At 71.4% G+C, this 17,789-nt stretch carries 21 protein-coding genes; 8 read left to right on the forward strand and 13 right to left on the reverse strand.

Features of this window, described 5'->3' with window-relative positions; translation table 11 throughout:
* Positions 1 to 57: 57 nt before the first annotated feature.
* Positions 58 to 1,086, reverse strand: coding sequence for a class II fructose-bisphosphate aldolase (gene fbaA, locus ACTJI1_RS04680; RefSeq protein ID WP_310130194.1), 1,029 nt, complete (start codon positions 1,084 to 1,086; stop codon positions 58 to 60).
* A 239-nt stretch (positions 1,087 to 1,325) separates the two neighbouring features.
* On the opposite strand from fbaA, the gene glpX reads away from it, so the two are divergent.
* Positions 1,326 to 2,327 carry a class II fructose-bisphosphatase gene (gene glpX, locus ACTJI1_RS04685; RefSeq protein WP_440741727.1) on the forward strand — a complete coding sequence of 334 codons (1,002 nt, stop codon included), beginning with the start codon at positions 1,326 to 1,328 and terminating at the stop codon, positions 2,325 to 2,327.
* Positions 2,328 to 2,388: 61 nt separating this feature from the next.
* On the opposite strand, the gene rmuC is transcribed toward glpX, so the two are convergent.
* Both rmuC and ACTJI1_RS04695 read right to left on the reverse strand, forming a co-directional pair.
* The gene (rmuC, locus tag ACTJI1_RS04690) at positions 2,389 to 3,789 is read right to left on the reverse strand and encodes a DNA recombination protein RmuC (protein ID WP_440741728.1); all 1,401 of its coding nucleotides are present in this window, start codon (positions 3,787 to 3,789) and stop codon (positions 2,389 to 2,391) included.
* Positions 3,790 to 3,938: 149 nt separating this feature from the next.
* Positions 3,939 to 4,520, reverse strand: coding sequence for an exonuclease domain-containing protein (locus ACTJI1_RS04695; protein ID WP_310130188.1), 582 nt, complete (start codon positions 4,518 to 4,520; stop codon positions 3,939 to 3,941).
* Positions 4,521 to 4,660: 140 nt separating this feature from the next.
* Here ACTJI1_RS04695 and ACTJI1_RS04700 point away from each other — a divergent pair, with 140 nt between their 5' ends.
* Both ACTJI1_RS04700 and ychF read left to right on the forward strand, forming a co-directional pair.
* Positions 4,661 to 5,407, forward strand: coding sequence for a class I SAM-dependent methyltransferase (locus ACTJI1_RS04700; protein ID WP_440741729.1), 747 nt, complete (start codon positions 4,661 to 4,663; stop codon positions 5,405 to 5,407).
* Between the two features lie 24 nt (positions 5,408 to 5,431).
* Positions 5,432 to 6,505, forward strand: coding sequence for a redox-regulated ATPase YchF (ychF, locus tag ACTJI1_RS04705; protein ID WP_440741730.1), 1,074 nt, complete (start codon positions 5,432 to 5,434; stop codon positions 6,503 to 6,505).
* 13 nt (positions 6,506 to 6,518) lie between these two features.
* On the opposite strand, the gene ACTJI1_RS04710 is transcribed toward ychF, so the two are convergent.
* Complete coding sequence (locus ACTJI1_RS04710; protein WP_440741731.1) at positions 6,519 to 7,016, reverse strand: DUF427 domain-containing protein; 498 nt, start codon at positions 7,014 to 7,016, stop codon at positions 6,519 to 6,521.
* Positions 7,017 to 7,051: 35 nt separating this feature from the next.
* Here ACTJI1_RS04710 and ACTJI1_RS04715 point away from each other — a divergent pair, with 35 nt between their 5' ends.
* Positions 7,052 to 7,654: an LON peptidase substrate-binding domain-containing protein gene (locus ACTJI1_RS04715; protein ID WP_440741732.1), complete on the forward strand. Its 603-nt coding sequence runs from the start codon at positions 7,052 to 7,054 to the stop codon at positions 7,652 to 7,654.
* A gap of 29 nt (positions 7,655 to 7,683) precedes the next feature.
* Here ACTJI1_RS04715 and ACTJI1_RS04720 read toward each other — a convergent pair whose 3' ends face one another.
* The gene (locus ACTJI1_RS04720; RefSeq protein WP_440741733.1) at positions 7,684 to 8,526 is read right to left on the reverse strand and encodes a hypothetical protein; all 843 of its coding nucleotides are present in this window, start codon (positions 8,524 to 8,526) and stop codon (positions 7,684 to 7,686) included.
* Positions 8,527 to 8,676: 150 nt separating this feature from the next.
* A complete protein-coding gene (locus ACTJI1_RS04725; protein WP_440741734.1) occupies positions 8,677 to 9,216 on the reverse strand; it encodes a sugar O-acetyltransferase in 540 nt (179 codons plus the stop codon).
* 118 nt (positions 9,217 to 9,334) lie between these two features.
* Here ACTJI1_RS04725 and ACTJI1_RS04730 point away from each other — a divergent pair, with 118 nt between their 5' ends.
* Positions 9,335 to 9,796 (forward strand): phage tail protein, encoded by a 462-nt coding sequence (locus tag ACTJI1_RS04730; RefSeq protein WP_440741735.1) that lies wholly within the window; start codon positions 9,335 to 9,337, stop codon positions 9,794 to 9,796.
* On the opposite strand, the gene ACTJI1_RS04735 is transcribed toward ACTJI1_RS04730, so the two are convergent.
* From ACTJI1_RS04735 to ACTJI1_RS04760, 6 genes are all read right to left on the reverse strand, one after another.
* On the reverse strand, positions 9,780 to 10,436 hold the full coding sequence (locus ACTJI1_RS04735; protein WP_440741736.1) for an alpha/beta hydrolase family protein: 657 nt from the start codon (positions 10,434 to 10,436) through the stop codon (positions 9,780 to 9,782). The genes ACTJI1_RS04730 and ACTJI1_RS04735 overlap by 17 nt on opposite strands.
* Before the next feature lie 40 nt (positions 10,437 to 10,476).
* Positions 10,477 to 11,061, reverse strand: coding sequence for a DUF5666 domain-containing protein (locus tag ACTJI1_RS04740; RefSeq protein WP_440741737.1), 585 nt, complete (start codon positions 11,059 to 11,061; stop codon positions 10,477 to 10,479).
* A 23-nt stretch (positions 11,062 to 11,084) separates the two neighbouring features.
* Positions 11,085 to 12,488 carry a HAMP domain-containing sensor histidine kinase gene (locus tag ACTJI1_RS04745; protein WP_440741738.1) on the reverse strand — a complete coding sequence of 468 codons (1,404 nt, stop codon included), beginning with the start codon at positions 12,486 to 12,488 and terminating at the stop codon, positions 11,085 to 11,087.
* Positions 12,481 to 13,170, reverse strand: a complete 690-nt coding sequence (locus ACTJI1_RS04750; RefSeq protein ID WP_440741739.1) for a response regulator transcription factor — start codon at positions 13,168 to 13,170, stop codon at positions 12,481 to 12,483. Before ACTJI1_RS04750 ends, ACTJI1_RS04745 begins: the two co-directional genes overlap by 8 nt.
* 403 nt (positions 13,171 to 13,573) lie before the next feature.
* Positions 13,574 to 14,974: an MFS transporter gene (locus ACTJI1_RS04755; protein ID WP_440741740.1), complete on the reverse strand. Its 1,401-nt coding sequence runs from the start codon at positions 14,972 to 14,974 to the stop codon at positions 13,574 to 13,576.
* 36 nt (positions 14,975 to 15,010) lie between these two features.
* Positions 15,011 to 15,256, reverse strand: coding sequence for a hypothetical protein (locus ACTJI1_RS04760; protein WP_310130144.1), 246 nt, complete (start codon positions 15,254 to 15,256; stop codon positions 15,011 to 15,013).
* Positions 15,257 to 15,341: 85 nt separating this feature from the next.
* Between ACTJI1_RS04760 and ACTJI1_RS04765 the strand changes: the two genes are divergently transcribed.
* From ACTJI1_RS04765 to ACTJI1_RS04775, 3 genes are read left to right on the forward strand one after another with little or no spacing between them, the layout of a single operon-like run.
* A complete protein-coding gene (locus ACTJI1_RS04765; protein WP_310130142.1) occupies positions 15,342 to 15,719 on the forward strand; it encodes a DUF7882 family protein in 378 nt (125 codons plus the stop codon).
* Position 15,720: 1 nt separating this feature from the next.
* Positions 15,721 to 16,044, forward strand: coding sequence for a DUF7882 family protein (locus ACTJI1_RS04770; protein WP_440741741.1), 324 nt, complete (start codon positions 15,721 to 15,723; stop codon positions 16,042 to 16,044).
* A 12-nt stretch (positions 16,045 to 16,056) separates the two neighbouring features.
* On the forward strand, positions 16,057 to 16,461 hold the full coding sequence (locus ACTJI1_RS04775) for a RidA family protein (protein ID WP_440741742.1): 405 nt from the start codon (positions 16,057 to 16,059) through the stop codon (positions 16,459 to 16,461).
* A gap of 342 nt (positions 16,462 to 16,803) precedes the next feature.
* On the opposite strand, the gene ACTJI1_RS04780 is transcribed toward ACTJI1_RS04775, so the two are convergent.
* Positions 16,804 to 17,754, reverse strand: a complete 951-nt coding sequence (locus ACTJI1_RS04780; protein ID WP_440741743.1) for an NADP-dependent oxidoreductase — start codon at positions 17,752 to 17,754, stop codon at positions 16,804 to 16,806.
* Positions 17,755 to 17,789 lie beyond the last annotated feature (35 nt).

The raw sequence follows: 17,789 nt of genomic DNA on the forward strand, positions 1-17,789 counted from the left end.
CTCGCTGGGTGGTGGTGCGGCGGCGGGACGTCGTGGACGCCTCCGCCGCCGCGCTGGCTACTTGCCGGAGTGTCCGGCAGAGCCGAGCTGCTGCGTCGCCTCGACGACGCGTGCGGCCATGGCGGTCTCGGCGACCTTGCCCCAGGCCCGCGGGTCGTAGGCCTTCTTGTTGCCCACTTCGCCGTCGATCTTGAGCACGCCGTCGTAGTTCTGGAACATGTAGCCCGCGATCGACCGGGTGAACGCGTACTGCGTGTCGGTGTCGATGTTCATCTTCACGACGCCGTTGCGGACCGCCTCGGCGATCTCCTCGTCGGTCGAGCCCGAGCCGCCGTGGAAGACGAGGTCGAGCGGCTTCGGGCCGTGGCCGTACTTGGCGGCCAGGCCGTCCTGGATCTCCTTGAGCAGCTCCGGGCGCAGCTTCACGTTGCCCGGCTTGTAGACGCCGTGGACGTTGCCGAAGGTGAGGGCGGCCATGTAGCGGCCCTTCTCGCCGAGCCCGAGGGCGTCGACCGCCTTCTCCGCGTCGGCGAGGGTCGTGTAGAGGGCCTCGTTGGACCCCTCGTGACGCACGCCGTCCTCCTCGCCGCCGACGACACCGATCTCGACCTCGAGGATGGCGTTGATGGCCTTGGTGCGCTTGAGCATCTCCTGCGCGATCTGCAGGTTCTCGTCCAGCGGCACGGCCGAGCCGTCCCACATGTGCGACTGGAAGATCGGGTTGCGGCCGGCCTTCACCTCTTCTTCGGAGGCGGCGATGAGGGGGAGCACGAAGTCGTCGAGCGCGTTCTTCGGGCAGTGGTCGGTGTGCAGCGCGACCGTGATGGGGTAGTTCTTGGCGACCTCGGTGGCGAACCGCGCGAACGCCAGCGCACCGGTGGCACGCGCCTTGACGGTCTGGCCCGCGAAGTAGTCCGCACCGCCGGTGGTGACCTGGATGATGCCGTCGCTGCCCGCCTCGGTCAGACCCTGCAGCACCGCGTTGATGGTCTGCGAGGACGACACGTTGAACGCGGGGTAGGCGAACCCGCCGGCCTTCGCTTTGTCGAGCATCTCTGCGTACTGGTCCGGCGTGGCGATGGGCATTGCAGCTCCTTGGGATGGGGATGTCGAACGCCCTCATCATACCGAGGCGGTCGGACGCCCGATCCGGGATGGCGGAGGCGGCCCGAGTCTGTGGAGAAGCCGTCGCCTGTGGACGGATCTGGACATCCGTGCACGACCCCTGACGGGCCGGGACCCGCTCGATACACTGGCAGCGTCCGGCCGCGACGCCCGCGCCGGCGTTGACGACGACGTTCCGCATCCGTCCGGGAGGACCCACCATGACCAGCACCGACAGCGCACCCCACTTCACGCATCCCGACCGGAACCTGGCCATGGAGCTGGTGCGCGCGACCGAAGCGGCGGCCATCCGGGCGACCCCGTGGATCGGGCGCGGCGACAAGAACGCGGCCGACGGTGCGGCGGTGGATGCGATGCGCAAGTTCCTCGGGACGGTCAACTTCGACGGCGTCATCGTGATCGGCGAGGGCGAGAAGGACAACGCGCCCATGCTGTTCAACGGCGAGCACGTCGGCAACGGCCGCGGACCGGCCGTCGACATCGCGGTGGACCCGATCGACGGCACGTCGCTGACCGCCGCCGGGCGGCAGAACGCGCTGTCCGTGATCGCCGTGTCGGACCGCGGTTCGATGCTGGATGCGTCGTCCGTCTTCTACATGTCGAAGATCGTGACGGGGGCCGAGGGACGCGGGGTCGTCGACCTGTCGCAGTCGATCGGCGACAACATCCGTGAGCTGGCGAAGGCGAAGGGCAAGCCGGTGGGCGAGATCCGCGTGGCGGTGCTGGACCGGCCGCGGCACGAGGAGCTGATCGAGGAGATCCGTGCGGCCGGTGCGGGAACGCGGCTGCTGCTGGACGGCGATGTCGCGGGCGGCATCAACGCGGCCCGGTACGAGTCGCGCATCGACATGTGCGTGGGCATCGGCGGCAGCCCGGAGGGCATCACCACCGCGTGCGCGATCAAGGCGCTGGGCGGCTTCATGCAGGGCCGGCTCGCGCCGAAGGACGACGCAGAGCGTGCGGCCGGGATCGCCGCGGGCCTCGACATGGACAAGATCTACGACGCGGACGACCTGGTGAAGGGCGACAACACCTTCTTCGTGGCGACCGGCGTCACCGACGGCGGCCTGGTCGAGGGCGTGCGCCGCAAGGGTCCGATCATCCGGACCGAGTCGATCGTGCTGCGGTCGAAGTCGGGCACGGCACGGCGTGTGATCGCCGACCACCTCGCGGAGAAGTGGCTGGAGCCCGACCAGCTCTGATCCGCCCAGCTCGGGGACCCGGCTCCGGCGCGCCTGGCTCTGACCGGCCAGGCCGCGGGCCTTACGCCACGCCGCTGTCGCGCTCGGCCTCCAGGGCGTGAGCGCGCTCCTGCTCCTCGATCGCCAGCTTGTCGATCCCGTGCATGTCGCGCGGCTCCAGCTCGCTGACCAGTTCGAACGCGGTCAGCTCGCGCGGCGCCTCCTCGATGCCGTCGAGCACTCCGATCACCTTGGTCTCGTCCAGCGCGTTGAGCTTGCGGGCGGCCGGGAACACCTGGCGCTCGAACGACCCGACGAAGCCGTTGTAGTCCTTGACCGTGCGTTCCAGCGAGCGTCCGAGCTTCTCGATGTGGCCGGCCGTCGTGGCCAGCCGGCTGTAGAGGGTGCGGCTCAGGTCGAAGAGCTGCTTCGCCTCCTGGGTGAGCACGTCCTGCTGCCAGCTGAACGCCACCGTCTTGAGCACCGACCACAGCGTCACCGGCGAGGCGAGCGCCACCCGCTTGCCGAAGGCGAACTCCATGATCGACGGGTCCGCCTCCAGCGCCGACGAGACGAGCGACTCGCTCGGGATGAACGCGATGACCAGCTCCGGTGACGACTCCAGGCCCGTCCAGTACGCCTTGCTGCCGAGCGCCGTGATGTGGTCGCGGACCGCCTTGACGTGCTGCTTGAGCAACGCCTCGCGCTGAGCACCTTCCGGTCCCGTCGCGGTCGCGGGGATCTGGCTGGCTTCGAGATACGCGTTGAACGGCACCTTCGCGTCCAGCGCGATGCTCTTGCCGCCGGGCAGCCGCACGATCATGTCGGGACGGCCCGCACCGGACTCCGAGTGGATGCTCGACTGCACGTCGAAGTCCACGCGCTCGAGCAGGCCCGCAGCCTCCACCACGCTCCGCAGCTGGGTCTCGCCCCAGACTCCGCGGGTGCTGTTCGACCGCAGCGCGGACGCCAGGGCCTCCGCCGTGCTGCGCAGGCGCTCCTCCGACTCGGCGGCCGACCGCAGCTGCTGGGTCAGCTGACCGTGCTGCTGGTTGCGCTGCGTCTCGAGTTCCACAACCTTGCGCTGCATGTCGCTCAGGCTTTCGCGCACCGGCGCGAGCGCCTGCAGCACCTTGCTCTCGGCCCGCTCCTGCGCGGCGCGCGCCTCGGCCTCGGCGCGGTGCCGCTCCAGCGTCTCGCGGTACTGCTGCTGGGCGGTGAGCAGCTGCTCCTGGAGGGCGTCCACGCGGCCGTGCGCAGCGGCCAGGTCGGCGCGGATCTCCGACTGCACCGCGGCCTCCGTCGCGCGCAGCTCGGCCAGCTCGGCCTGATGCTGCGCGGCCAGCACGGCCGGGTCGACCAGCGGCGTCGCGGGCTCGGTTGCGGACCGCGTGCGCATGAGCTTCGCGACGGCGAAACCCGCGCCGACGGCGCCGGCGATGAGCCCGATCAGGAGGCCGAAGAGCAGGGCGAGGATGTCCATGCCCTGAGTGTGTCAGAGGCCGCCGACACTGGGGGTCGCGGGGTCCGCGAGTCGTGAGTGGATGCGCTAATCCGCCGCGAGTGGCGACATCTTGTCACGACTCGACGCCCGCCGGAGCGGGGCGCCAGCGAGCGCGCGGGGCGCGAGCGTCAGGCGGCGACGGGGACGCCGATCCGCCCGAGGCGGGCGCCGGTCAGCGCGGAGAGGTCCGCGATCGTCGCGGCCTCGTGGCGCCGCGCCGCGTGGATGACGATGGCCGCGCAGGCCTCCGCGTCGGCGAGGGCGTCGTGGTGCTGGAACCCGTCGAATCCCGCCGCCATCGCCGCGACCGGCAGGCGGTACGACTCGAGCGTGTAGGTGCGGCGGGCGACCTGGAGGCTGCACAGGTAGCTGTACTCGGGGCAGGCGACGAGTGTGGCCTGGCAGGCGGCGCGGATGACACCCATGTCGAAGCCCGCGTTGTGAGCGACGAGGTGGTCGTCCTCGGCGAACTCGACGAGGTCGGCCAGCTGGTCGACCCAGCTCGCCGCGTCCGCCACCTGGTGGGGCTGGATGCCGTGGATGCGGATGTTCCACTCCTGGAACTGGTCGTGCCCGAGCGGCGGCCGGATGAACCATCCCGCGCGGTCGACGACCTTGCCGTCCCGCACTTTCACCAGCCCGACCGAGCACGCGGAGGCGGGGGAGGAGTTGGCGGTCTCGAAGTCGATGGCGGTGAAATCCAGGGTCACGTCGTCATGCTGACACGGCCCACCGACGCCGCCCGGCATCCCGCCCGCGTGCCGCCGCATCCCGCATCGACAACCCGAAGGAGCTCAGGGTTACGCCCGCGGTTCGGTCACCCTGAGGGCCGTCGCGTACCATCGGCTTCATGAAGTCCCGTCAGCAGCGCGACCTCCACGCCTCCTCGTTCGAGCGGGCCGCCGACCTCTACGACGCCGTGCGCCCGTCGTATCCGGCCGACGCCGTGAGCTGGGTCACGCAGGGCGTGGAGGGGCCGGTCCTCGATCTCGCGGCGGGCACCGGCAAGCTGACGGCGCGCCTGGTCGACCGCGGCCTTGCGGTGTCCGCCGTCGACCCCTCCGCGGGCATGCTGCGCGTGCTCCGCGAGCGTCTTCCCGGCGTTGCAGTGGCCGAGGGGACGGCGGAGAACATCCCAGCGCCGGATGGCGCCTTCGAGCTCGTGATTGTCGCCCAGGCCTGGCATTGGGTGGATCCTGCGCGAGCCATCCCGGAGGTGGCGCGAGTGCTGCGTCCCGGGGGACGCCTGGGTCTGATCTGGAACGAGCGCGACGAAAGCATCCCTTGGGTCCGAGAACTGGGCAGCCTGATGGATGCCGGCTCCGCGGCGTTCAACGACGGGACGGACCCGGTGCTGACCGAACCGTTCGGGCCGCTGGAGAAGCACGAGACGGGCTGGGTGCAGGCGCTCAGCCACGACGGGCTGCTCGACCTGGCGCGGTCCCGCAGCTACTTCATCACGAAGGATGCGGGCGGTCAGGCCGCGGTCATCCAGTCGCTGCGTCGTCTGCTGCGCGAGCATCCCGACCTCGCCGGCCGCGACACCATCGAGCTGCCGTACGTCACCCGCTCGTACCGAGCCGCCCGGGAGGGCTGACCCCGGCCCGTAGAATGGACGACCGTGGCTCTCACTATCGGAATCGTCGGACTGCCCAACGTGGGCAAGTCCACCCTGTTCAACGCGCTGACCAAGAACGACGCGCTCGCCGCGAACTATCCGTTCGCGACCATCGAGCCGAACGTCGGCGTGGTGAACCTCCCCGACCCGCGGCTCGACCGCCTGGCGGAGCTGTTCCACAGCGAGCGGATCGTGCCGGCGCCGGTGTCGTTCGTCGACATTGCCGGCATCGTGAAGGGCGCCAGCGAGGGCGAGGGCCTGGGCAACAAGTTCCTGGCGAACATCCGCGAGGCGGACGCCATCGCGCAGGTCGTGCGCGGCTTCAGCGACGCGGATGTGGTGCACGTCGCGGGCAAGACCGACCCGGCCGGCGACATGGAGACCATCAATACCGAGCTCATCCTCGCCGACCTGCAGACCCTGGAGAAGGCGGAGCAGCGCTACGAGAAGGAGGTCAAGGGCCGCAAGCTGGAGCCGATCGTGCTCGAGACCGCGCGCGCCGCGATCGAGTACCTCAACTCGGGCAAGCCGCTCTCGACGTCCTCGATCGACCTGGAGCCGGTGCGCGAGCTGGGGCTCCTCACCGCGAAGCCCTTCATCTACGTGTTCAACGTCGACGAGGACGTGCTGACCGACGAGTCCCGTCGCGCCGAGCTCGCCGCGCTGGTCGCCCCGGCGCAGGCCGTGTTCCTGGACGCGAAGCTGGAGTCTGAGCTGATCGACCTCGACGCGGCCGACGCTGCAGAACTGCTGGCCTCAACCGGCCAGGAGGAGTCCGGCCTCGACCAGCTCGCCCGCATCGGCTTCGACACGCTCGGCCTGCAGACCTACCTGACCGCCGGCCCGAAGGAGTCGCGCGCCTGGACCATCCACAAGGGCTCGAAGGCCCCGCAGGCGGCCGGCGTCATCCACACCGACTTCGAGAAGGGCTTCATCAAGGCGGAGGTCATCTCCTTCGACGACCTGATGGAGGCCGGAAGCGTCGCCGAGGCCCGCTCCCGCGGCAAGGCGCGCATGGAGGGCAAGGACTACGTGATGCAGGACGGGGACGTGGTGGAGTTCCGGTTCAATGTGTAGGCATCGCGGGCGTTCACCAGCCGTATGACCCAGGCACCCCCTTGAACGGCCCGACCACAGCACTCGTGACCCAGCCGCCGTAGAAGCCTCCGGGCTGCGGCGTGACGACCTCGCCGTCGACCGTGCACTCGTCCATCTGCTGGGCGTAGACGGCGACGCGGTCCCGGAGCAGCTCGTACCCGGGCGACGGATACGGGTAGTTCCATCCGCTCGCGGACCGCACCTCGCCTCCGCCGCGCACGTCGAGATATCGTGCGGTTCCCTTGAACTCGCAGAACGACGAGCCGTCGGCGTCGACCAGCGCCCCGGGCGCGAAGTCCGCGATCGGGAGGTAGTAGACCGGCGGATGGCTCGTCTCGAGCACCCGGACGACGTCCCGGGTGTCGACGATGAGCTGTCCGCCCAGGCGGATCGTGACGGGCGCGGCGACGCGCTCGATGCGCGGTGGCCTCGGGTAGTCCCACACGGACTCCTGACCCGGTCCTGGGATCTCGGGGCGGGGTCGGGTCACCTGTTCACTGTACGTCCGCGGTGCTTCACTGGGGTATGGCCGCCTCACCGATGTTCCCGCTCGGATCCGTGCTGTACCCGTTCGTGGCGATCCCGCTGCGTGTCTTCGAGCCGCGGTATCTCACGTTGGTCGGCCGATTGCTCGATGAGGTCGAACCGGGGTTCGAGTTCGGCGTCGTCCTCATCGAGCGCGGGTCCGAAGCCGGGGGTGGCGACCAGCGCGCCTCGGTCGGGACGATCGCGCATCTTGTGAGCGCCACCGCGGACGCCGACGACCTGTTCATCGTCGGCGTGGGGACCCGGCGGTTCACGGTCGAGCGCTGGCTCGAGGACGACCCGTATCCCCGGGCCGAGCTCTCGATGCTGCCGGATCTGGAGTGGTCCGACGCGCTCGCACCCCTGCGGGCCGAGGCCGAAGCCGTCGTGCGCCGCGTGATCGCCCGCGTCGACGAGCCGGAGTCGGATGCAGCGATCGAGCTGTCGGAGGATCCCGTCGCAGCGGTGTGGCAACTCGCGGCGATCGCCCCGCTGGGCGAGTACGACAGGTACACCCTGCTGCGGTCGACATCGATGGGGGCTCTGCTGCGTCAGGTGATCGATCTGACCCTGGAGGCCGAGGAGCTCTGGGCCGCCGGGTGAGGCATCCGACCGCCGTTCTGCACCTCGCGTCAGGGCAGGTCGAGCTCGCGTCGGGACCCGGCGAACCGGTCGGCCAGGAACCGGCCGTTGGCCAGCAGGGCCGACGCGTCCCGCTCGACCGCCGCATCCCTCATCGTCCGCGCCGCGGACTCGAGGGCGTCGAGCTGCGCGATCAGCGCCTGAGCCGGGGTGAGGCCGCCGGCGAGCGTGTGCTCGGCCGCCCACCCGGCGGGCAGCGCGAGGTAGGCCCGCAGCGTGTCGGGGAGGTACACGGTCGCCGCCACGCGCACGATCACCTCGGGCTCGCCCGTCCCGGCCACTCGCGGGAGTGTGTCGGCGAGCAGGGCGCCGATCCGTTCCACGGCCTCCGCTGCCTCCGCGGGGACCCGCCGCCGGACGCGCGCGGCGAGGGTCAGCAGGTCGCGCGAGAGGTTGGCGTCATCGACGCGGACCTCCGATCCGGGCGGCAGGATCCCGAGCGCCTGCAGCGCGCGCTCCGAATCCGCCGCGTCTTCCGCGGCGCTCACCGCGAGGGCGGTGACGAGCTGGGCGAACGCCGTCAGCCACTGACTGACGGGGACGGTGCGGCTCGACAGCGAGACCGTCCCGTGGAGCTGCTCCACCGTTGCGGTCCAGCGGGGCCCCGGCTCCCACTCCAGCGACAGCGCCTCGGTGGGCCCGGACAGGCGCAGGCGTGTGATCGGACCGGGCCGCTGTGCCATCCAGTCGCTCAGCGACCGGGTGCGCTCGACGAGCAGGGCGCGGGATGCGACGTCGGCCGGGAGCGAACGGACCACGCTGTCGATGAGTTCGAGCAGGAGCGTCTGGGGGTCGGAGTCTGTCGCCGCCCCGCTCAGTCTGTCGAACTCCATACTCGCGCTCCTGCGACGTGCCGGTCCGGGTGAGACGTTCGTCGGACGCCCCACCCGCTCATCCAAGCACGTCCGGCCGCGTCGCAGAACAGGGCGGATGACCTTCCCGGCGTGCGCCCAGACGGCGTGCGGGGCCGCGGCAGCCCGCGGTCACCACGACCGTCGCACCGTCGCCTTCCCGCCCGCTACGAGACTCCGCGGCGGCACGTCCTCCGCGACGACCGCGCCCGCCGCGATCACGGAGTCTCGGCCGATCGTGACACCGGGCAGGATCGTGGCGCCCGCGCCGATCCACACGTTCTCCTCCACGTCGATCGGGCCTCCGGTCAGCCAGACGCGGCGGTCGTCGGTGTCGACGGGGTGTCCGACCGTGATGAAGGTCGCCTTCGGCGCGACCATGACGCGCTCGGCCAGGCGGATGCCCGCATAGTCGAGGAACGTGCAGTTCTGGTTGATGAAGACGCGGTCCGCGAGGTCGAGGTTGAGCCCGTGGTCGGTGAAGAACGGCGGGTAGATCGTGACGCGCGGCGGCAGCGGACGGCCGAGGATGCGCTCGAACAGCTCCGCCTTGCCCGCCTCGTCGTCGAACGGCAGCACGTTGAGGCGGGACGTGAGGGCGGTCACCTCGAGCACGCGCTCGGACATCGCCTGGAACTCGGGACTCTGGATGCGCATCAGCAGGTCGGACACCCCTCGATCCTCGCGCTCCTCCCGGGCCGTGCGCAGCGGACACGCCCGTGCACCGCATCCACTCGTCGCGCTAGGTTGGTGCGGGCGGCGAGCCGCCGCCGAGATCCGGGAGGGCAACATGCCGTACGTCGTCGACTTCGAGAACGTGTCCACCGTCGGGCTGGAGTCGTCCCCGGTCGCCGAGGCGCTCGCGGGGCTGCGGGCGAACGAGGCGCGCTACTTCCGCAACAAGTACGACCACGCCTTCACCGTCGGCACGGCCGAGGAGGAGGCGGACGCCGTCGCGCGCGTCGCCCGGGTGCTCGAGGAGGAGCGCGGCATCGTGATCGCGTCGCCGGCGCTCGAGGCGACACGGTTCCAAGTCGAGGGGATCGACTGGACCTACGTCTTCTACGAGTCCGGCCTGTCGGTGAACCTGCTCTGGACGCTGGAGGATGCGGGCAAGCGCGCCGTCGGATTCAAGCTCTCCGATGGAATGGACGTGCCCGACGAGCTCTCCGCGTTCAAGTTCGCGCGCCAGCGGTCGAAGCTGGCCGGCACCATCCGCGGGTCCTACTTCGTCGTCAAGGGCGACTACTGACCTCGCGCACGAACCCCTCCACCGACGCGGTGACCAGGTCGCGCACGTCCGCCGGCCCGAACGCGGAGGCCTTCGCCACCTTCATGCCGTGATCGGCGCCGGGCACCTCGACCACCCGGACGCCCGTCTGCGTGCCGAGTTCGGCTACGAGCTGCTCGGCGCCGCCGAAGGGGTCCCGGCCGCCCTGCAGCACGAGGACGGGCACGTCCGGTTCGCGGAGCTCGTCCAGCCGTGACGCGTCCTGTCGACCAGGCGGGTGCAGCGGGAACGCGAGGCAGACCACGCCCGCGGCACCGGTGGATGCGGCGGTGCGGCAGGCGACGCGCGCACCCGCGCTGCGTCCCCCGACGACGAGCGGGAGCCCGTCCGCCAGCTCCCGGACGGTCGGCGCTGTCTCGAGCCACGCCACGTCGAGAGTGGCCGGCCGCGCGGCGACGCGCTTACCCGCGACCCGCCACGGCTGCTCGTAGCGGATCACGGTGATGCCGCGATCGGGCAGCCGCGACGCCAGCAAGGCGAGGTCGGGCGCGTCGATGCCGCCGCCCGCGCCGTGCCCCAGCCAGAGCACGGCGGTGGGCTCCGGGGCGGCGGACACCGTCAGGCGCCCTGGGCCGACCGAGGTGGGGACATCGAGCTGCATGTCGACGACGTTACCGAGAACCGGGCGGCCCATGGGCGGATCAGGCCGACGGCGCAGGGCTCGGAGTGCCCGTCGAGGTGGCGTGGAGATGGACGATCTTCTTCGCAGTCACCGTCGTGCCCGACCGCGTGCCGAGCACCCCGATGCGGTCGCCGACGGTGAAGGAGTCGCGAGTGGCAGGGTTCTTCTTCGTGCCGAAGGTGGTCGCCGAGTCGAGCTTGACCGTCGCCGTCTTGCCGGATGCGCTGCGAACAGTCCAGTTGTCCCCGGAGATCGCGGTGATCGTTCCCCGCACGGCGTGCGCCTTCGCGTGCTTGGCCGCGGCAGCCTTGCGAGCGGAAGCCTTCGCGCCGGCGGCGTGGACGGTCGGCTTCATGGGCGCGCTCGCCGTCTGCGTGCTCGCGACGGCCGCGGAGACGCCCCACGCCGTGCCCCCGGCGACGACGATGACCGCGAGCACCGCGGCGACGATCGCGACGGCCACAGCGTGCCGCCGCACGAACGGTTCGGGTGCGGCGGGTTGGGCAGGCGGCGCCGCGGGGACGGCAGGGCCGGGGGCGCTCACGGTGTCGTACGGGCGCGTCTCGTCGGACGCGGGAGGGGTGGGGATGTCGTTGTCGCTCATGACGCCAGCGTCCCAGGGACGTGTCAGCGCTCCGCTCGGGGAATGTTCGAGGAAGGTAAGGAGACGTCGAAGGAGGCGCCGCCCTCGGGCGCCGCGCCCACCCCGATGGTCCCGCCGAGGCGCCCGACCAGGCGGCGGGCGATCGACAGTCCGAGCCCGGTGCCGACCGAGCGCACCTCCCGGTACCGATCGCGCAGTTCGCCGCGCTCGAACGCGACCTCCGCATCCTGCTCGCTCAGCCCCGGTCCGCCGTCGCGCACCGAGAGCCGGACGCCGCCGCCCGGCGCCGGCGATGCCGACACCACGATCGGGGACCCGGAGGGGGTGGCGCGCAGTGCGTTCTCGATCAGTCCGTCGAGCACTTGCCGCAGGCGCATCCCGTCGGTCACCACGGTCGGGATGCCCGGAGCGAGCTCTGCGCGGAGAGGCACGTCGACGCGCCCGGCCGCTCCCTGCCAGGCGTCCACGGCGGCGATCACCGTCGAACCCGGGTCGACGGGCTGCGGGTCGAGGCGGAAGTCGTCGGCTTCAAGGCGTGCCAGCTCCAGCAGGTCGTCGAGGAACCGGCGGAGCCGCTCCGACTCCTCGGCGAGCGTGCGGCCGACGCGCATCCGGTCGTCCGGCGCCACCATGCCGTCGGCCAGGGCCTCGGCGTACCCGCGGATCGCGGTGAGCGGCGTGCGGATCTCGTGGGACACCGACAGCAGGAACTCGCGCTGCCGCTCCTCGCTCACCGTGAGCGCTCCATCCAGCCCGCGTAGAGCGTGCGCGATGTCGTCGATCTCGGCGATCGACTCGTCCCGGATCGGCACGCCCCGGCCGCCTGCGGCGAGTGCTCGCGCGCTCCCCGCGATACGGGTGAGGGGGCGCCCGAGGCGGCGCGCGAGCAGCACCCCGCTGACGACGGCCACGACGAGGCCGCCGGCGAGAGCGAGGAGCAGCCAGCGGGTCAGCTCCGCATCGGCCGCGGCGATGTCGGCCACTTTCCGCACGCCGACGACGCCTCCGCCGTCCGCCGCCGGGATGCCGACGTAGACGGCGTCGTGCCCGGCGAGCGTCGTCGAACCGGAGACCGACCGTCCGCGGGTCAGGTCGCGCACAGCACTCGCCGGCACCGCGGCCCGCGCCGGACCCGAGAGGGTGCCGTCCGCATCCACCACGGCGAACCGGTCGCCGAGCACCGCCAGCCGCGCTGCACCGAGCCGCACGCCGGACGCCCGGACGGCGACGAGGGCCGTCGCCTGCGCCTTGAGCTGCTGCCGCGCCTGGCTCTCGGCCACCGACTGCACGACCTGGACGGCGAGCAACGCGGTCACCACCACAGCGATCACCCCGACCGCGACGGTCCCGAGCATGATCCGGCCGGCGAGGGAGGCGCTCCAGCGCCGGGCGCGGGGGAGCGGCGGCGTGCGGGCGGCGTCAGTCATCGGCCCCGGCGGCGCTGTACCCGACGCCGCGTGCCGTGCGGATGATCCACGAGGCATCCCCGAGCTTGGTGCGCAGCTGCGCGACATGCACGTCCACGGTGCGGCTGCTGCTGTAGTCGGCGACGCCCCAGACCGAGGAGAGCAGCTGCTCGCGGGTGAACACCCTCCCGGGCTGCGACATCAGGTGCTCCAGCAGATCGAACTCGGTGGCGGTCAGCTCCACCCGCACGCCCCCGGCCTCCACCCGCCGGCGTGCCGGGTCGAGGCTCACCGGACCGATCCGGCGCGCCTCGGCGCCAGGGGAGCCGGCCGCACGACGGATCAGGCCGCGGATCCGCGCCACCAGCTCGCGCGGAGAGAACGGTTTGGTCACGTAATCGTCGGCGCCCAGCTCCAGGCCCAGGATGCGGTCCACCTCGTCATCGCGCGCCGTCACGAACACCACCGGCGTCCAGTCGCCCCGGGCCCGGAGCCGGCGGCAGACCTCGACGCCGTCCATTCCCGGGACGCCGATGTCGAGCACGATGGCCGCGGGGCGCAGGCGGGACACCGACTCGAGTGCGCGGGACCCATCGCGCTCGACATGAACGCCGAATCCGGCGTCGGCCAGATACATCCGCTCCAGCTCGGCGATCGCCGGCTCGTCCTCGACCACCAGCACGAGGCCCCTGTCATCGCCCACCTTCCCATCTTGGCGGGCGCGTGCCTCCGGCGCGGCCGTCCGGCAGCGTCCTTACCGTTTCTTTATATGGCCTTCTCACGATTCGAACCGCGGGCGGCGGTCCACCGGACGAACCCCCCTCTTGCTTCCGGCGGTCGCCGGGCGGACCATGGAAGTGGCGAAGCGGGCGCCACGGGTCACGGATGGGGTTGATCGGTATGGTCGCGGACGCACAGGTGTGCGCGGAGTGCGGGTGGCCGCTCTCCGCCGAGCGAAGACTGGCGCGGACGTCGAGCGGGTCGTGGACGGTGGTGGCGCTCCCGGTGGGCTGCACGAATCCACTGTGCCGCGAGGCATCGACGTCGAGCGCGACGCGACGGCGCGGCACCGTGCCGCCGGGCGGGACGGCGCTCGTCGCCTGAGCTCACGCCGCCGCGGGCTGCTCCGCGCGCGGACTGCGCGGCCGGACGAACACCAGCAGCGCGAGATGCACCACGGCCAGCGCCGTCGCCACGGTGACCGCCGTGAGCCAGCTGGACGCCGTCGTCCCGCCGCTGAACAGCAGCCCGAGGACCGTCGTCGCCACGATGGCGCCCACGTACCTCGACGTCTGGAAGATGCCCGCCGCGACGCCGCTGTCCTCCGGTCGCGCCGACGAGTAGAGCGCCTGGTTCATCGCGATGCTGACCACGCAGTAGGGGATGCCGAGCGCTGCGGTCAGCAGCAGCACCGCCCACGGCGCCGGGGTGAGCGCGGCGACCGCGAGCAGGGCCGCGCCGGCCACGAGCGCGACCGCGCCGGAGAGCAGGGTCGGCCGCAGCCCGATCGACTCGATCGCCCGCGCCGCCAGCGGCGTCACGACGATGGTGACCGCCGCCAGCGGGAACATCAGCAGACCGGCCACCCCGGCCGAGTAGCCGTCGTGCGTCTGCAGGTACTGGGGGAGGCCGAAGAACGCCGAGTAGTAGACCACGTTGAAGATGGCGAAGCACAGGTAGACCATGAGCAGCCGCCGGTTCGCCGCCAGCAGTCGCAGGTCGAGGAACGGATGCGCGCTGCGCAGTTCCCGCCAGACGAACAGCCCGGCCGCGACGACGCACACCGGGAGCAGCCACCACAGCGGCTGCGGGTGCAGGTCGAGCAGGAACACCAGCAGCGACGTCAGCGTGGCGACGAACAGCAGGATGCCCGGGATGTCCGACTCGGCAAGCGTCCGGCTGAGCGGCGTCCGCGCGCGCTCGGCGTCACGCGGGGCGAACAGCTGGACGCCGACGAAGGTGAGCGCGGCCAGCGGCACGTTCACCCAGAAGATCGCCTGCCAGCCGAGGAAGGTGACCAGCGCTCCGCCGAGCACCGGCCCGATCGCGGCGCCCGACGTGTTGGCGATCTGGATGCGCCCGAGCAGCCGCGGCGTCCCGACACCGGACTGCGCCGCGAGGGGACGCAGCATCGCGATCGCCGACGGGAACGCCGTCGCCGTGCCGATCGCGAGCGCGACACGGCCCGCGCACACCGCGGCGAACGACCCCGAGAACGGTGTGACGGCGCACGCGAGCGCGACCACGACCATCCCGAACAGGAACAGGCGGCGCGGACCGAACCGGTCCGCGAGGCGACCCATCAGCGGCTGCCCTGCCGCGGAGGCGAGATAGAACGAGGTGATCACCCAGGTGACCGCTGTCACATCCACACCGAAGTCGTGCTGCAGCGGCACCAGCGCCACGGCGATCATGGAGGAGTTGAGCGGGTTCAGGAGCGTGCCGAGGCTGAGCGCAGTCACCGCCCAGCCGGTGCGCGTGCGGGCGCGGTCGTCGGAGGGTGTCACTCCGTCAACGCTACTCGCGGGCGGGTGGCGCCCCGGTCAGTCCTCGAGGTCCTTCGTCGTGACGGGAACGGTGGAGCGGTAGGGGTAGGCCGGCATGGAGGAGAACTGCTCCTCGTCCGCCAGCTCGTACACGTCGTAGGCGAGGGCGCCGGCGAACGTGGTGGCGACGCGGATCTCCCCGGGCGGGCATCCGCCGATCAGGGGAACGACCACGACGCTGTCGAGGGTCCGGCCGTCCTCGTAGAGGAGGGCCGCTTTGATGGTTCGCGTGAGAGCGTCCATGACCGGACTGTACGGCGGCGCGCGCAGTAATGCCTTGACGGCGCGCGGCTGTTTCGAGAAAGTGATCTCGACAGGAAGGACCCCCGTGGGAACCTTGATCTACGACGGTGCGGACGGTTTCACGTTCGACGATCGCGTGCTCGCGCACCTGCAGGCGGTGATCCAGTCGAAGCTGCGCCGCCGCGAGGGCTTCCTGCTGATCTGGACCGACCGCACTGCCAGCCCGCAGGGCGTGCTCCGGTCGATCTGGCTCGACCCGTCGATCTCGGTCCAGTTCGTGTTCGCCGGGACGGAGCTGCCCGAGCTCAACCGAGACTGGCTCACCATCCTGAGCGAGCGTGCCAACAGCAACGTCGGGCTGGTGCTGGAGGACGCCCTGCGGGCCGAGATCCGCGAGGAGGTGCCGGCGGGCAGCTACCGCGAGAGCAAGGCGAAGCAGGGCAGGCGGCACGAGGTCGGGTGACGTGGGCAGACTGATCTACGGCACGCAGGCGCAGGAGTACGAGTTCGACGACCGCACGCTGGCGCACGTGAAGATCGCCCTCGTCACCAAGCTCCGGCGCCACGAGAGTTTCCTGCTGAACTGGCAGATCGCCGCCGAACTGGGCGGCGGACGCATGAGCCTCTGGATCAGCCGCGAGATCCCGCTGGCCTTCGTGTTCACGGAGACGCACCCGCCGAAGCTCAACGAGCGGTGGATGGAGGCGCTGCTGCACACGAGCCAGCGCACCGGAGGCATGGAGCTGATCTCGGAGCGCGAGGCCGAGGGGCTGGCCGCCCGCGACTGACAGGATGAGGGAGTGACGACCGTTGTCCAGCTCCTCCGCGCCCCAGAACTCAGTGCCGCGCCGTACGCGTACGCGTCCACCGCGCCTCGCGATTCCCGGCTGATCTTCCTCGCCGGCGCCTGCCCGCTGGATGCGGATGGCGCCACCGTGGCCGTCGGCGATGTCGCCGGCCAGGCGGCGCAGTGCGTCGAGACGATGACGGCGGCGCTGCGCGCCGCGGGGGCGACCCGAGAGGATGTGCTGAGCACGCGCATCCTCGTCGCCTCGAGCAGACGCGAAGACCTCGGCGCCGCATGGCAGGTCGTCCAGGATGCGTTCGGAGAGCACGACGTGCCGAGCACGCTCATGGGCGTCACGGTGCTCGGGTACGACGGCCAGTTGGTCGAGATCGAGGCGGTCGCCGCAGTGCGTGACTGAGCGCAGGGCCGCTCACCTTTCCCAGGTGCATGATTTGGCACAAATCGCGGTTTTGAAATCGCCACAACCGCGATTTGGCGCAATTCTCGCGCGCTCGCGTCGGGTGATGGCGGCGCAGCCCTGAGTGGCTTCGAAGATTTGGCACAAATAGTGGTTTTGGCGCGGCCATAACCGCGATTTGGCACAAATCTTCGACCGCGCGGCGGCGCGGGCCCGGGATGACGAAGGAGTCAGGCGGACATTCGTCACGAATGTCGCCTCTGGCGGTCCGAGAGGCACCATTCGGCACGAATGTGCGCACGAGGGACGGCGGCGACGGCGGCGGCGCGCCGGGCGCCCGCGCTAGGGGAGCAGCGCGAGCTTGCCGCCGGGGTGGCCCTGCTTCAGGAACGCCAGCGCGTCGGGGGCCTCGGCGAGGGGGTAGGTGCGCGCGACCGGGACCTGCAGGCGGCCGCTGCCCGCGAGCTCCAGCAGGTGGGCGCGGACGGAGTCGCGGTAGGCCTGGCTCTCGGGCTGCGCGCCGAACACGGCGTGGAAGCCCTCCTTCTCGGCCCGCTGCGCGGCGACGATCGTCACGATGCGGATGCGGTCGGGGACGAGCTCGAGGGACACGTCGATCGCCTCGTCGGTTCCGACGGTGTCGAGCGCCGCGGCGATCGGGCCCTGCGCGGCCTCGGTCACCCGCTCGGCCAGGCCCGGGCCGTAGGCGACCGGGAGCCCGCCGAAGCGGCGCACCCGCGCGAAGCTGGCCTCGCTCGCGGTGCCGATCACCCGTGCGCCGATCTCGGCGGCCTGCTGCAGGATGCTCACCCCGACCGCGCCGGACGCGCCGTGCACGAGGATGGTCTCGCCCGCACGCACATCCGTCACGTGCAGCATCTGGGAGGCGGTCGTCCCCACGAGGAGGAGGTTCGCGGCCTCCTCGTCGGCCAGGCGCGGCGGCTTGGCGAAGACGTCCTTCGCGGGGACGGTCACCTCGGTGGCGTACCCGCCCTGGATGCGGAACGCCACCACCGGGTCGCCGACCGCGCCGCCGCCGGAGGCGAGCTCGGTGTCCGGACCGAGGGCCGACACCACGCCGGCGACCTCGTAGCCGATCGGCACCGGCAGGTCGAGTCCCGGCCGCGGCTGGGACACATGCTTGTAGTCAGCGGGATTGACGCCCGCGGCGGTCACCCGGATGGTCACCTCGCCGGGCCCCGGATCGGGCACCGGCACCTCCGCGAAGTCCCAGGTCTCCGGTCCGCCCCACTGCGTTGCTGTCCACTGTCGCGCTGTCCGCTCGCTTGCCATGGACCGCAGTCAACTCCCGGTGGCTGTGTACCGGC

This window comes from Leifsonia sp. 22587, from assembly GCF_052044215.1.
Lineage (GTDB): Bacteria > Actinomycetota > Actinomycetes > Actinomycetales > Microbacteriaceae > Leifsonia > Leifsonia shinshuensis_C.

What these genes read in the sequence shown, in the direction of transcription:
- ACTJI1_RS04715 (WP_440741732.1), top strand. Translation starts at nt 7,052, where the DNA reads ATGGCCGCCTCACCGATGTTCCCGCTCGGATCCGTGCTGTACCCGTTC.
- rmuC (WP_440741728.1), bottom strand. Translation starts at nt 3,789, where the DNA reads ATGGACATCCTCGCCCTGCTCTTCGGCCTCCTGATCGGGCTCATCGCC.
- ACTJI1_RS04745 (WP_440741738.1), bottom strand. Translation starts at nt 12,488, where the DNA reads ATGACTGACGCCGCCCGCACGCCGCCGCTCCCCCGCGCCCGGCGCTGG.
- ACTJI1_RS04730 (WP_440741735.1), top strand. Translation starts at nt 9,335, where the DNA reads ATGCCGTACGTCGTCGACTTCGAGAACGTGTCCACCGTCGGGCTGGAG.
- ACTJI1_RS04700 (WP_440741729.1), top strand. Translation starts at nt 4,661, where the DNA reads ATGAAGTCCCGTCAGCAGCGCGACCTCCACGCCTCCTCGTTCGAGCGG.
- ACTJI1_RS04720 (WP_440741733.1), bottom strand. Translation starts at nt 8,526, where the DNA reads ATGGAGTTCGACAGACTGAGCGGGGCGGCGACAGACTCCGACCCCCAG.
- ACTJI1_RS04760 (WP_310130144.1), bottom strand. Translation starts at nt 15,256, where the DNA reads ATGGACGCTCTCACGCGAACCATCAAAGCGGCCCTCCTCTACGAGGAC.
- fbaA (WP_310130194.1), bottom strand. Translation starts at nt 1,086, where the DNA reads ATGCCCATCGCCACGCCGGACCAGTACGCAGAGATGCTCGACAAAGCG.
- ACTJI1_RS04740 (WP_440741737.1), bottom strand. Translation starts at nt 11,061, where the DNA reads ATGAGCGACAACGACATCCCCACCCCTCCCGCGTCCGACGAGACGCGC.
- ACTJI1_RS04735 (WP_440741736.1), bottom strand. Translation starts at nt 10,436, where the DNA reads ATGCAGCTCGATGTCCCCACCTCGGTCGGCCCAGGGCGCCTGACGGTG.
- glpX (WP_440741727.1), top strand. Translation starts at nt 1,326, where the DNA reads ATGACCAGCACCGACAGCGCACCCCACTTCACGCATCCCGACCGGAAC.
- ACTJI1_RS04780 (WP_440741743.1), bottom strand. Translation starts at nt 17,754, where the DNA reads ATGGCAAGCGAGCGGACAGCGCGACAGTGGACAGCAACGCAGTGGGGC.